This window comes from Komagataeibacter xylinus (assembly GCF_009834365.1).
Classification (GTDB): domain Bacteria; phylum Pseudomonadota; class Alphaproteobacteria; order Acetobacterales; family Acetobacteraceae; genus Komagataeibacter; species Komagataeibacter xylinus_D.
In genome coordinates, this window is the sequence record NZ_CP041348.1 from 3256782 (window position 1) to 3270597 (window position 13816).

The following is a 13816-nucleotide window of genomic DNA, read 5'->3' on the forward strand; positions in this document are numbered from 1 at the left end:
TCAGGCACACAAGTGAGGCCGGGCGCATGCGGGGCCAGCCTTCATGGAACAACGGGGCCTCCTGCCTTTATGCGGGCGGCCAGATCATCCCACATGCGCTGGGTGGCGAGATTGATGTCGTTAGAGACCGCAAAGGGCGACTGGCTGCGCGACAGGATGGACAGGCCCATCCGCTCCCCGATCACGAACTGCCCACGCGAGAACAGCATGACCGAAATCGACCCCTGCTGCCCCTGCCCGATGGGGCGGATGACCGACACCCGCAGGTGCGGGGCAGGCTGCGCGATGTTGAGAAAGGCCGCATGCACATCCGGCGCCGTGGGGCAGGCCACGCTGCGCAGCACCGCCTGACGCAGAACGGAATGGGGATAGCCGCCATACAACCCATCGACATGCAACCTGATGCCTGCCGCCTGCCCTGCGCAGATCAGGTCCGTCTTCGCTGCCGCAGGCGCGGTCCATCCCCACGCCATGAAGGACGCAAGCAGAACCGGAAGATAACGTAGCTTTACGCGCATGATGGCCTGTCAGGCTCCCTCTGTCGGTCAACGGTGCCGGGCACCGGGCAGGACAGGTTTAGGGCGCGAAGCTGACGTGAACCTGAACGCGGACTGACAGAAGCACAATGCGGGGCCAGCCCTGCCGCGCCCCTGAAAGCAGCGGTCAAGGCGGTTGCTACTTTCATTAAAGGCAGGCAGAAGCCTGTAATCGTGGCGGACAGGCAGGTGCCGGTCGCAGGCAGCGTTTCCTTTTAGGGCAGATTACAGCCCCAGAGCGGACAGCCCCGGATGATCATCAGGGCGGCAACCGTGAGGCCAGTGAAACAGCCGGTCCTGTGATGTAATCGGCAGGTCGTTGATGGATGCGAAGCGGGACTGCATCAGCCCCTCCGCATCGAATTCCCACAACTCGTTGCCATAGGACCGGAACCACGCGCCCGTGCCATCATGCCACTCATAGGCAAAGCGGACGGCCATGCGATTGTTCCGAAAACCCCAGAGTTCCTTGATCAGGCGGTAATCGTGTTCCCGGTTCCATTTGCGGCTCAGGAACGAGATGATGGCCTCGCGCCCATGAATGAATTCCGTGCGGTTGCGCCACTGGCTGTCTGGTGTATAGGCCTGCGCCACCTGCGTGGGGTTCTGGCTGTTCCAGGCATCTTCAGCAAGCCGGACCTTGAGGGCCGCGGTCTGCGCGTCGAATGGCGGCAAGGGGGGACGTGACATGCAGAAACTCCTTATATGCAATACAAAAACAGGCGTGTGAGAGGAGTGTGGTTCCTGAACCGCATTGACGAAATGACAATGATCCCTCATTTCAGGCCATGACCCGTGCCATCGGCTTTGTGCTCTATCCCGATTTCCAGTTGCTTGACCTGTCCGGGCCCGCCACGGCGTTCGAGCTTGCCGGGCGTATCAGCGGGCAGGAACATGAGCTCAAAATGCTCTCAAGCCATGGTGGGCTGGTGCAGTCATCTGCCAAAATTGCCGTGCAGACTTTGCCGCTCGATGCTGCAGGCATGTTTGACACCCTCATCACCGTTGGCGGCGAAGGACACGGCACGGCCATGCACTGCCCTGCCCTGCGCGCCTTCCTTCAACGCCACAGCAGCCGCACGCGCCGCATGTGCAGTGTGTGCTCCGGGGCGTTCGTGCTGGCTGCCGCAGGCCTGCTGCAGGGCCGGCGCGTGACCACGCATTGGCAGCAGGCGCAGAAATTCAGCCAAATGTTTGCCGATATCAGGCTCGAGCCTGATGCCATTTTCATCCATGACGGGCCTGTGTGGACCTCGGCTGGCATCAGTGCAGGCATTGACCTTGCCCTGGCACTGATAACGCAGGACCATGGGGAAGATATCGCCCGCCAGACCGCCCGGCAGATGGTTGTGTTCCATCGCCGCCCCGGCGGGCAATCACAGTTTTCGGCCCTGCTGGAAATGGGAGGAGGTGCGGCGCGCTTTGATGCCCTGCTGGGCTGGATACGCGCCCATCTGTCGCAACGCCTGACCATAGAGGTGCTGGCAGAGCGGATGGCCATGAGCCCGCGCCATTTTTCCCGCGCCTTTCAGGCCTCTGTCGGAACCAGCCCGGCAAAGGCGGTTGAACGGCTGCGTGTAGAGGCGGCGCATGAACGGATCGTGCATTCCGCAATGCCCATCGAGGCTGTTGCGACCATCACGGGATTTCATGACCCCGAGCGCATGCGGCGGGCGTTCGTGCGTGTGTTCGGGTTGCCGCCACAGGCCATCCGTCGCGCGGCACGATGACCGGGTTCAGGCAGATGGGCACCCTGCCTGCGCCAGTAATGGCATGACCGCCACCTCGACCAGCACGACCGGGAAACCTGATGCGACACGTCCCCCAACTCATGATCGTGATGCTCTCGTGTCTCGCACTTCTGCCAGTCGTGGCGCGCGCGCATGACCGTTCCCCTCAGGACATGCCAGCCGTCAGCACGGACAAGGGCCGGAGCGAGCGGATTTTCAGCCTGCCGCTGAGTGATGGGGCGCAATTACGGGTGCTGTTTGCCACCCCGGCCAGACCGCGGGGAGTGATCATCATGCTACCCGGCGGGGCGGGTGATCTCGGCCTTGAAGCAGATGGCCGCATCCGGCACGGCGACAATTTTGTCGTGCGCACGCGCGGCCTGTGGAACCAGCGAGGCTATGCCGTGCTCATTCCCGATACGCATGAGCATGCCAGCCTCAGGGGCCAGCGTAGTTCTCCCGCCTATGCCCGCATTGTTGCGGATCTCATCGCCTTCGCGCACCAGCAGGGGTCTCAAGCTGTTTTTGTGCTTGGCACGAGCCAGGGCAGCATCGCGGCCGTCAATGGCGCGGCCCATGCGCCAGCAGGCAGTATTGCCGGTGTCGTGCTGACGGAATCCGTGTCCGTCATGGGGGGCAGCAGGGAAACGGTTGTCAGCGCTGATCCGCAAAACATACACGCACCCGTTCTTGTCGTGGCCAACCGCAATGACCGGTGCAACGTGGCGCCCCCCCAGGCCGCCCGGCAGATTGCAGATGCCATGACGGCCAGCCGGGACATACATGTGCTGATGGTGGCGGGTGGCACCACCCGATTAAAAAAAGCCTGCGGCTCACTTACCCCACATGGTTATTACGGTATTGAAGCGCAGGTAATTGACGCCATCAGCCAATGGCTCGATACCCACGCCTGATGCGCCATCCTGGCACTGTAAGTGCTGCCTTTGGAGCAGCCTGAAAATCATCGGGCCATTTTGGGTTAGGCCTTGATTTCAGGGCGGAATTAACTACTCGAAAAAATGCAGTGCGTCATATGAAATCAGATGCAGAAAATGCATGACTGGATTTACCGACAAGCGCTGGTCTTTCATTCTCCAAATCCATATTTGCGCCTGAATAATTTTTTCGTGAGCAATGCGGATGAAAAATACCGGTCTTTCGGCAGGCATGATGCTGGCGTTTGCGGCATACGCTTCGTTTTCGATCAGTGATGCCTATTCCAAGCTGCTGGCAGGCCGGATCGACCCGTTTGAGGTCGCGTTTTTTGGCGGTGTCTTTGGCCTGCTGCTCATCCCCTTCATCCGGGGGAAAAACGACTCCTACCGCGACCTGTTCGTGGTCCCTAATCCCATGATGTGGCTGGTACGGGCGCTCTCGACCTTTGCCGCCACGGCGGCGAGCGTCGAGGCCTTCATGCTCCTGCCCATGCCGGAAGCCTTTTCGCTCATTTTCCTCATGCCGCTTTTCGTGACCGTCCTCTCGGTCGTGCTGCTGCGCGAGAAAGTGTCCACGCTGGGGTGGCTATCGGTCATCGTGGGCTTTATCGGCGTGCTGATCGTGCTGCGGCCCGGCCTGCGCGCATTGCAGTTCGGGCATCTGTGCGCCCTGATCGCGGCAGCCGCCAATGCCGTGGGCGTCATTGCCTACCGCCTGTCGGGTCGCAACACGCCGCGCCTGTCCATGTTCAGTTCCAGCCTGTGCGGCCCCCTGCTGGGTAACGGCATGCTGATGCTGGCCCATGCAAGCTGGCCGCAGGGCAGCACAATCTGGATGTTCCTGTTCGGCTATGGCTTCCTGGCCGCACTGGGGCAGTTGCTGATGATGATGTCCGCTACCCGTGCCACGGCCAGCGCAATCGCCCTGCCGCAATACAGCCAGATGCTGTGGGCCGTGGCCTTCAGTTTCTATGTCTTCCATGAACCGCTTGATAACTGGACCTTTGTGGGCATTGCGGTCATTACCGCGTCAGGTCTGTTCAAATGGGCCTATCCACGTCTGATCGGCAGGATGGTACCCATGCGGCACCAGCAGGCTGCATAAAAACTGTTTGCAAACCACGCATTGATAAAAGCATTTTGAATGCCGCCTTTTCTGAGAAAAGGCGGCATTTTTCATGATGGCGTGCCAGCCGGGATGCCAGTAAAAAACGGTTGGCGTGGCAGATGAAGAGGCGCTGGACCTGTGGGCATCTGTGCTTCGGGCAGCCAAGGAGCGGATCGTGCTCCTGTTTACGCAAAAACGTGTCGCAGCTTCTGCGTGTGCTTTCCCCGATGTCCTGATTGATGACCATGAACCGCGCAGGCCGGGATGATAGCGTGCGAAATTACCCGGCCCGTGACGGCAACAGATGCTTTCTGGTCATGGGCAATCGGATACCGATGTCTTTCGTGATGTATTAATGTTATTTTATTATGAATTACAGGTTATGAACATAATAATTATGTTAATTCCATACCATTTTCATGGACAGTATCAGTAATGAAAAATATATTATCTAAAGTTATTTTTCAGGTGTTTTTAGATGACAAGATATTTTCCGTTTGCTCTGGTTTCAGTTCTATGTGGCATCTGGCACACATCCGCATGGGCAGGTGAGTGCTATAATCTGGCCAATCACGAACCATCAAAACTGACCGGAACGCTTGAATACGTCATGTTTCCCGGGCCGCCAAATTATGAAGACATACAAAAGGGCGATACACCTGAACCCGAATATATATTAAAGCTTCAGGACCCCATATGCATTACTGGCGATGATTCTGCTGATCCGAGCAACCATTTTCAGGCCGTACAACTGTCTTCTGAAAAAGAAGAACCATTTCGTGCATTCCTCCATAAAAATGTGACGGTGCAACTCACAAACCAGATGGCTGCAGAAACCGGGCACCACCATGAACCACTCGTTGCAACGGTAACTTCCATTGCACCGGCACAGGCAAAGCCCATGGATTTTACGGATGAATACGGAACGGCGGCCACGACCATACGGGCCTTCTATACAGCATTGCACGATGCGCAGGGGGCTGATGCCGCAGCCATGGTCATTCCCGAAAAACGCACTACGGCGGCTTTTTCACCATCAAATCTTACCAGATTTTATGGGAGCCTGACCGACCCGATAAGCGTGCTGGATATTGCACAGGAAAATGACAGCACTTTTATTGTGCATTATCATTACGTAATAAAGTCCCGGGTTTGCGATGGCAGGGCAACAGTCACAACGACCATGCGCAACGGACAGAATTTTATCCAGGGCATCCGGGCCATGAATGGCTGCTAGAGCAGATCCTGCTTGAATGCGTGCATTCAAGCAGGTGAAGATGCTCGTAAAAGCAATAAACCAGTGCATTTCCACCGAACCGGTTTTCGGTGGAAATGCTCTAGGCTCAGGACTTATTCTTTGAAACAGAAGATGAATTTTGCTGCGATCTGGATGGCGGACAGGCAGGCTCTGGTCATCACACACGGCATGCAGCTTCGCGTTAAGACTACTTTTCTTGAGCAGCAAAGGCGCTTTCTTTGATCGACCCGCCTGTTCACTCAAAGCCGCAAAGATCCGGTCAAAAATGCCCGAGCCGCTCCAGCGGATGAACCAGTTGCGAACCATATGCTCCCGGCACATCCTTCCACTAAAGCCCGTTACGGATCACAGACATGATCCCACTGAACATGAGGCGATCATCCACGAGAACCTGTGAATTACAGAACACCGCACAATGCAATACACCAATATGGCCTGATCCTGGTTCAGGCCATATGGTTATTTCTTTTCAGCCTGACCGGAGACCGCCTGTTCTTCGCATGCCCTGCGCATTGCGGGCATGATCTTGCGGGGCTGCCTGAACCATGTTTCCAGATCCTTGGGTGCCATGGGTTTGGCGAACAGGTAGCCCTGCATGACATCACAGTGCAGGCTTTCCAGAAGCGCGTATTGTGCTTCCGTCTCCACCCCTTCGGTCACGACAGTCATGCCCAGACGGTTACCGATGCCGATCACCGCTGTTGTCACGGCCTGCGCATTGGCATCGTGCTCAAGATTCATGATGAAGCTGCGGTCAATCTTGATTTCCGTCAGCGGCAGGCGGGTCAGCCGTGACAGCGATGAGTAGCCCGTGCCAAAATCATCCATGGACAGGCCGACATTCAGGGCACGGATGGCGTGCAGGACATCCATCGTATCCTTGTTTTCATCCATCATCACGCTTTCGGTAATCTCCACCGTCAGCCGTGCCGGGGCAATGCCAAACCGGGTCAGCAGGTTCGAGATCATTTCGGGCAACTGACGTTTACGAAAATGACCGGCTGACAGGTTGACCGATACGGCCGGAATCATGATCCCATCGCGGTCCCATGCCACGATCTGGCGGCAGGCTTCTTCCAGGCACCATGCGCCAATCGCCTCGATCTGTCCGGTATCCTCCGCAACTGCAATGAAACGGGATGGGAAAATATTGCCCAGATGCGGATGATGCCAGCGCGATAGCGCCTCCACGCCATAGAGCGCGCCAGTTTTGGCCTCGATCTGTGGCTGGTAATGCAGGTTGAGCAGTCCCTTCGCCAGGGAATCACGCAAGGCGGAACCAAGGACAAGGCGGTCCTGTGCCGCGGCATGGTCCTCTGGCGTGGCAACGCGGAATGTACCGCGGGCATCTTTCTTGGCAAGGCGCATCGCGGCTTCGGCATGACCGATCAGGGATTCACTGTCGGGCCCGTTTTCGGGGAACATGCTGATGCCCGCACTGATCGACGCGGTAATGAAGTTGCCCCCGATTTCAATGGGTTCTTCCATGCCCGCGATCAGCCTCTCGGCAAATGCCGTGGCCGGAGCCGCCTGTGTATCGGGCAATATGATGACGAACTCATCCCCGCCTGCGCGGCTGAGGATATAATGGCTCCGGCACAGGCTCTTGATCCGTGCCGCCACTGCCTTGAGGAAGTCATCGCCATTGGAGTGACCAAGCGCATCGTTGATATCGCGAAAGCGGTCAAGGTTGAGCATCAGCACGGCAAAATGATTGTCACCCGGTTTGCCGACAAGGTTCCTGAGGATTTTATGGATGGCGGTCCGGTTCAGGAAGCCGGTCAGCGGGTCATAATTGGCCAGCTGGGAAATATGGTGACGTGCCTCATACTGCTCGATCAGCACACTGCAGAAGGGAACACAGCCCGCCACGATTTTCTGCGGCCAGTTACTGACCGTGCTGGTATTGCGTGAAAACAGCGCGAATATGCCCGATATCTTGCCACTGCAGGCCTTGATGGCGGAGGCCCAGCAATTATGCAGACCCAGAGAAACCCCCAGCGAGCGGTAGCTTTCCCATACAACGGTGGCCGCCTCGTCAAGGTCATTGGACAGGGCCATGATGTCCGCATCAGAGAGCGTGACGTTTTCGAGTGCTGCGGCATAGCGCCGTGGCAGGCCGGGGCCCGACAGCACATGAAGCCGGTGGTCTTCATCGATCAGGACAAGGATGGCGACCGTGTTGGGGATGAAATTTTCCACCTCCCGGCACACAAGGTCAGCCACGTCCTGGATCTGCATATCGGTTGAAAGGGACTGGAACACTGTATTCTGCAGGTCCAGCAGTTTCTTGCGATGGTTTTCTTCCGTTACCGCCTTGATGGAGGCGAGGTAGTATTTTTTGCCTTTCGGGCCAGCCTTGCTTGCAGAGAGCGTCAGTTCCCCGGTGATGTAATCACCGTGCCTGTTCTCGAAGATGATTTCGCGCGTTGTGCCGACACTAGCGTCAAGATCTGCCGTGCTGTTACTGGCGGCGGGGGCATCGTGTTCATGGCAGCCGAAATCCGGCACCAGTTTCCGCACGTTCTGGCCACGGACTTCATCCTGCGCATAACCCCAGAGTTTTTCCGCCCCTTTATTAAAAAAGATGACGTCATTCCGGTCGTCCGTCACGATGATCGCTTCGGTCGCGTCAATCAGCAGGGTCAGGGCGGCATCACCCGATAATGCCGGCTTTGGAGAAGGCGGGGGAAGGAGCAACTTGTTCATGATGATAGGCCACAGTTCACAATTTGAAAGGCAGGGTGCCTGCCTGCATGAGGTAGAAAAGGCATACGGGGCGCTCTGACATCAGGCCGGTTGCAGCCCCAGTGTTTCCGCGCAGGCAGGGCGGCCGATCAGGAATCCCTGCCCTGCCACGCAGCCCTCGCCACGGAGCACTTCAAGCTGCCGGGGCGTTTCGATCCCTTCCGCCAGCACGGCGATGTTCATGGTACGGCCAAGCGCCAGGACCGAGCGGACAATGGCGGCGGCATCGGAATTGGTTTCGATCCCCTGCATGAAACTGCCATCAAGCTTGATCCGGTCGAACGGGAAGGAGCGCAGCGTATCAATGGACGAATAACCCGTGCCAAAATCATCCAGCGCGATTGAAACACCGAGTTCCTTGATCCGGCGTACGATTTCAAGCGCACGCTGCTTGTCATCAATGATTGAAGTTTCCGTTAACTCCAGCTCGAGCCGAGCGGGAGCAAGGCCGGTTTTTTCCAGCGTTTCCTTGACCAGCCGATACAGATCAGGATGAAAGAACTGCACCGGAGACAGGTTGACCGCCAGCTTGAACGGAACCTCCCACTTCGCGGCCTGTGCGCAGGCAGTCTGCAAAACCCATTCACCCAGCGGGATAATGAGGCCGTTTTCCTCGGCAACCGGAATAAACCGGGCTGGCGGCACGTCTCCGCGTTCGGGGCTGGTCCAGCGCAGCAGGGCCTCGTAGCCAAAGACCTCGCCCGTCGCAATGGCGGTCTGGACCTGATAGTGCAGGCTCAGTTCGCCTTTTTCCATTGCCGTCTTCAGGTCCGCCGCAAGCGCGCGCGCTTCGCGAACCGTTTCATCCATGGCAGGCTCGTAATAGGCAACGGTGCGCAGCGGGTCCGCCTTGGCGCGATACATGGCAAGATCGGCACGGGTTACAAGCGTTTCCTTGTCGGTCGCGTCTTTGGGGAACAGGGCCAGCCCTACGCTGCCGCCGGTTGTGACTTCGTAATCCTCGATCGGGATGGGCAGGTTGATGGCTTCCTCGATGCGGGCAACAAAGGCCTTGAGTTCATCGGGGTCGCTCGTCAGGTGGACTGCTGCAAATTCATCCCCGCCCAGACGGGCCACGAACTCACCTTCGCCCAGCATCTCGGTAAAACGGCTGGCAATGGTGACCAGAACGACATCACCTGCGGCATGTCCACGCACATCATTGATTTCCTTAAACTTGTTAAGGTCAATTCCGATCAGCGCGAACTGTGTTCCCTTTTCTTTTGCATCCTCGATCACCTGATCGAGATGATCGTTGAAGCTGACACGGTTGGGGAGCGATGTCAGGGCATCATGCAGCGCCATCTGCCGCATGCGTTCATAAGATTCCGCGCGCGTTGCATCATCAATCGAAAAACTGTTGCCGCCTGTCGCCACTAACAGAAGGGTCGTAATAGCCAGAGCCACGCCAAGCACGACAGGGGCATTGCCAGTCGCCATAAGCTCGGCGGACATCATATGCGTGCGCATGGCGGACACGCCGATAAAATGCAGCCCCGCGATAGCCGCGACAAACAGGACCGTAGCCAGGAATTCACGATGCCGGTTCGTGCTACGCAGCAGGCATTGCAGGGAAAGTGTACCAAAAGCAATGCCCAGCAACAGGGACAGCGCGATTGTTGGCAGGCTCCATGCCATATGCTCGCCAAATTCCACGGCATACATGCCTGAATTTCCACGGCATACATGCCTGAATAATGCATTCCGGCAATAGCAAGGCCGAGCACGGCGCCGCCGAGGGCTGGCCCCATCCGGCTCCTGCTGGTGGTGGCGATGACGGTGGCCGCCAGCACGCCCGCCGCAGCAGCCACAAACGAAAACAGCGTAAGCGGAATATTCAGCAGGCCCGCAACACCCGGCATATACGCCAGCAGCGCCAGAAAGTGGGTGCACCATATGGTCGTGGCACCTGCGGCCGCACATTGCAGGTACCATGAATGATTCTGCCGCCCTGGGGTCGCGGCAATGCGCGCCATGATGCGAACAGTAATCCACGAACCCGCGATACACACAATAAGGGCGGAAATAAGAAGGGGCATGTTGGAATCCATCACTATTTTATACAATTGCAACACGGCATCATTCCATTGGGGAGCGCATGGTTAAGTATAGATACCGCCCGCATGGCGGCATAAATTCCCGTCACGCCAGATGGTATTTATTTACATAACTGATATATTATTGCTTATTTTTATTTTCTTATATTTTGGAACGGGTCTTTTTCATGATCTATATCATCTATTCCTGATATAAATAAATTGCTGTACGCGGTCTGCCTCTTTTCCGATCGCCGATCCGGGCATCTTCATACAAATCAAAAAAAAGTGATGTAATATTTATTCAATGTAGTATAATTAGTTTTATTGATTTTAAACCGTGTATTTTTATTTCTTTTATGTTGTTACGTAACAAACCAGTCATCCATATCCCTTGTTTTTCCAGTATATTCCTTCTTCCTGATTGTTTCCATGCAGGAGAACGGGCAGCAACCGTTTGCAAAGCACACAGTTCCATCACCAATTTTTTTAATATGTTTTTTGCAGGTGGCGGGCCTGCATACCCCCCCCGGGGGGTCATACCCATTCACGACATTGATGAACGACATGCCCTGTCAGATTCGAGCCATCTGGACAAAGCTGGCAGGATGACTGCCTTCATACGAGCTCGCAATCTGGAACACTCGATGAACCAGCGTAGTAATTGCCACGACAATGCCGTGTTGGAGAGTTTCTTCTCACCGCTCAGGCGCAAACCCAGCCGGCGTCGAACCTACAAAACACGTCAGGAAGCCGGGCAGGCAGGATTGGACAGGGACCTGTCGACTATGGCGCCCTGTGGTTCATGGAATATCCGGCTTGAGATAACGGCTGCAGCGCTGCCCGGTTTGTGGCACGTGGTAGACAATGTTGCATCAGGGCGCGGTATCAGGCGGTGTGCGCGGGTTTTGCGCAGTGGAAGATAACGTATCACCTACCGGGAAATTGGTGCGTGTAAAACTGTCCAGGCTGCCCAGCGCAAGCAGGATGGACAGCCAGAACAGACCACCAATGGCAAAAATAAAAGCCAGCGCCGGGGCCCGCGTAATACGCATGAAGCCGTAGGCAACCAGCAGCGCCATCAACCCGGCACAGGCGCCAATGCCTCCGTTCACACCTGCTGCGGTCAGGAACAGTTCCACCGCCAGCAGCACGAGCAGCGCCACCCAGCATGACAGGATGCGGACCATCACACCCGCCCGATCAGGTAAAGAACGGGGAAAAGCAGGACCCAGACCAGATCGACAAAGCTCCAGTAAAGACCGACAACCTCCACTGGCATGACCCGGAGCGGCCTGCCCCTACCCCGGTAAATTTGTAGACAGACCCAGGCGATCAGCCCGATCCCCACCAGCATGTGCAGACCATGCAGTGCGGTAGAGAGGAAATAGAAGCTGTAGAAAAGCTGCGCCCCACCGGCCTGTGGCCCGCCAATGGCAAATCCGGGTCCGGGGAACAGGTGCTCACCAAGTTCCGTATGCCATTCCCATCCTTTCAGGCACAGAAAGGTCACACCCAGCGCGGCCGCACCCAGCCCGGCTCGGATGATACCACCCGCGTTTTCGTTGCGTGCGGCTTCCACACCAAGGGTGTAGAGCATGCTACTGGTCAGCAGGAGTGCAGTGTTGATGCCGCCAATCGTAAGGCTGGTATGCCTGACCCCCAGCGCCCAGCCTGCGGCATGGGTGTGGGAATAGACCACAAAAATCAGGAACAGGCCGCCAAACAGCAGTATTTCACTGGCAAGGAACAGCCACATGCCAGCTATTGCCGTTTCATCGCGGTGCTGCGGGCTGTCATAGGGTTCAAGGTGGTCAGACATGCGGGGTCTCCACACGCGGGGCGGCATCCGGGTGGTCCAGCGTGGCGTAATCATAGGCCTCACTGGTGACAGCGGGGGGCGTGATAAAGTTCTCCACAGGCGGGGGGGAAGATGTTCGCCATTCCAGCCCGGTTGCCTGCCATGGATTATCTGTTGCACGCGCACCGCGGAACAGCGCCCAGGTGAAGTAGATCAGCGGCAGGATATAGGCCAGTGCGAGAATGCTGGCTCCGGCGGAGGACAGGACATTCAACACCTGAAACTGCGCAGGATAGGTCGCATACCGGCGCGGCATGCCCTCATAGCCCAGAATGAACTGGGGGAAGAATGTCAGGTTGAAGCCAAAGAACAGCAGCGCCGCCGCCGTGCGCCCCCACATTTCGGGGTACATACGCCCTGTTATCTTGGGCCACCAGTAATGCAGCCCGGCAAAATAGGCCGATACCATGCCGCCGACCATGATGTAGTGAAAATGCGCCACCACGAAATATGTCTGGGTCAGATGCACGTCACTGGCAAGGGAAGCCAGAAACAGCCCCGTCAGACCGCCAACCGTAAAAAGCCCGATGAACCCCATGGCGTAAAGCATGGGCGCATCGAGCCTTATGGCCCCCCCATGCATGGTGCCCAGCCAGTTGAAGACCTTGATGGCCGAAGGCACTGATACCAGAAAGCTCAGCATGGAAAATACAACCGCTGCATAGAGCGACGTTCCAGCCACGAACATGTGGTGCCCCCAGACCAGAAAGCCAATGGCTGCAATGGATATGGAAGACCACGCCACGAACCGGTAGCCAAAAACCGGCTTGTGGCAGAATGTGCTTACGACTTCGCTGATCACGCCCATGCCCGGCAGGATCATGATGTAGACCGCCGGGTGGGAGTAGAACCAGAACAGGTGCTGGAACAGGAGCGGATCGCCCCCCAGCGCGGGGTCAAATACACCGACATGAAAGAAATGCTCGAATGCCAGCAGGAGCAGCGTGATGCTCAGCACCGGGGTTGCCAGCACAAAAATGACGCTGGTGGCATAAAGCGCCCAGAGCATGAGCGGCAGCCGGTACCATGTCAGCCCCGGCGCACGGAGCTGGTGAATGCTGATGATGAAGTTCACCCCCGTGGCAATGGAGGAAAACCCGCTCAGGAACACCCCCGCCACGACCGGCAGCACGCGGCCTTGCGTATAATCGGTGGAAAGCGGGGTATAGAAAGTCCATCCCGTTTCCAGCCCGCCACGGAACAGCCCGTAAACCACCAGCCCGCCCGCCATGATGAACAGATACCAGCTGATCAGGTTCAGGCGCGGAAAGGCCAGGTCCTTTGCCCCCAGCATGAGGGGCACGAGAAAATTGCCAAGCGTGACCGGTATGGACGGCACAAGGAACAGCCAGACCATGACAATGCCATGCATGGTAAACATGCGGCTATAGGTCTCATCGGACAGGATGGCCCCGGTGGGGGAAATCAGGTGCAGCCGGATCAGGGCCGCACCAACGCTGCCAAGTATGAAAAACGCGGTGATCGAGGCCATGTATAACAGCGCGATCCGTTTATGGTCGGTTGTCAGCAACCATGAGCGCACCGTGCCATCCTGCCATAGATAGCTGCGCTGCGTGGTATCCGGGCCAGATATGGGTGCCATG

At 57.1% G+C, this 13816-nt stretch carries 12 protein-coding genes and 2 pseudogenes; 5 read left to right on the forward strand and 9 right to left on the reverse strand.

From position 1 onward, the window contains the following. Window positions 1-41: 41 nt before the first annotated feature. Both FMA36_RS15575 and FMA36_RS15580 read right to left on the reverse strand, forming a co-directional pair. Window positions 42-518, reverse strand: coding sequence for a hypothetical protein (locus FMA36_RS15575; protein ID WP_240906407.1), 477 nt, complete (start codon window positions 516-518; stop codon window positions 42-44). Window positions 519-761: 243 nt separating this feature from the next. After that, window positions 762-1226 carry a nuclear transport factor 2 family protein gene (locus FMA36_RS15580; protein WP_159263199.1) on the reverse strand — a complete coding sequence of 155 codons (465 nt, stop codon included), beginning with the start codon at window positions 1224-1226 and terminating at the stop codon, window positions 762-764. Between the two features lie 98 nt (window positions 1227-1324). Here FMA36_RS15580 and FMA36_RS15585 point away from each other — a divergent pair, with 98 nt between their 5' ends. From FMA36_RS15585 to FMA36_RS15600, 4 genes are all read left to right on the forward strand, one after another. Continuing rightward, on the forward strand, window positions 1325-2266 hold the full coding sequence (locus tag FMA36_RS15585) for a GlxA family transcriptional regulator (protein ID WP_159263200.1): 942 nt from the start codon (window positions 1325-1327) through the stop codon (window positions 2264-2266). Between the two features lie 80 nt (window positions 2267-2346). Beyond that, on the forward strand, window positions 2347-3180 hold the full coding sequence (locus FMA36_RS15590) for an alpha/beta hydrolase (protein ID WP_240906408.1): 834 nt from the start codon (window positions 2347-2349) through the stop codon (window positions 3178-3180). Window positions 3181-3406: 226 nt separating this feature from the next. Beyond that, the gene (locus FMA36_RS15595) at window positions 3407-4306 is read left to right on the forward strand and encodes a DMT family transporter (protein ID WP_159263201.1); all 900 of its coding nucleotides are present in this window, start codon (window positions 3407-3409) and stop codon (window positions 4304-4306) included. Between the two features lie 481 nt (window positions 4307-4787). Beyond that, window positions 4788-5546 (forward strand): hypothetical protein, encoded by a 759-nt coding sequence (locus FMA36_RS15600; RefSeq protein WP_159263202.1) that lies wholly within the window; start codon window positions 4788-4790, stop codon window positions 5544-5546. 480 nt (window positions 5547-6026) lie between these two features. Here the strand turns inward: FMA36_RS15600 and FMA36_RS15605 are convergent, their stop codons facing one another. From FMA36_RS15605 to FMA36_RS15620, 4 genes and pseudogenes are all read right to left on the reverse strand, one after another. After that, on the reverse strand, window positions 6027-8276 hold the full coding sequence (locus tag FMA36_RS15605; RefSeq protein ID WP_240906409.1) for a sensor domain-containing protein: 2250 nt from the start codon (window positions 8274-8276) through the stop codon (window positions 6027-6029). A gap of 81 nt (window positions 8277-8357) precedes the next feature. Continuing rightward, a complete protein-coding gene (locus FMA36_RS15610) occupies window positions 8358-9980 on the reverse strand; it encodes a putative bifunctional diguanylate cyclase/phosphodiesterase (protein ID WP_159263203.1) in 1623 nt (540 codons plus the stop codon). A 14-nt stretch (window positions 9981-9994) separates the two neighbouring features. After that, window positions 9995-10366 (reverse strand): annotated as a pseudogene (locus FMA36_RS19840) (MHYT domain-containing protein); the annotation flags it as partial. Between the two features lie 289 nt (window positions 10367-10655). Then, window positions 10656-10898, reverse strand: a complete 243-nt coding sequence (locus FMA36_RS15620) for a hypothetical protein (RefSeq protein ID WP_159263205.1) — start codon at window positions 10896-10898, stop codon at window positions 10656-10658. Between the two features lie 67 nt (window positions 10899-10965). Between FMA36_RS15620 and FMA36_RS19530 the strand changes: the two are divergent. Beyond that, window positions 10966-11112, forward strand: a pseudogene (locus FMA36_RS19530) (IS3 family transposase); the annotation flags it as partial. A gap of 114 nt (window positions 11113-11226) precedes the next feature. Here FMA36_RS19530 and FMA36_RS15625 read toward each other — a convergent pair. From FMA36_RS15625 to FMA36_RS15635, 3 genes are read right to left on the reverse strand one after another with little or no spacing between them, the layout of a single operon-like run. Then, window positions 11227-11541, reverse strand: coding sequence for a hypothetical protein (locus FMA36_RS15625; protein WP_240906410.1), 315 nt, complete (start codon window positions 11539-11541; stop codon window positions 11227-11229). After that, entirely contained in the window at window positions 11541-12173 is a 633-nt protein-coding gene (locus tag FMA36_RS15630; protein WP_159263207.1) for a cytochrome c oxidase subunit 3, read from the reverse strand. Before FMA36_RS15630 ends, FMA36_RS15625 begins: the two co-directional genes overlap by 1 nt. After that, on the reverse strand, window positions 12166-13815 hold the full coding sequence (locus FMA36_RS15635) for a cytochrome c oxidase subunit I (RefSeq protein WP_159263208.1): 1650 nt from the start codon (window positions 13813-13815) through the stop codon (window positions 12166-12168). The genes FMA36_RS15630 and FMA36_RS15635 overlap by 8 nt, the downstream gene beginning before the upstream one ends. Window position 13816: the final 1 nt, after the last annotated feature.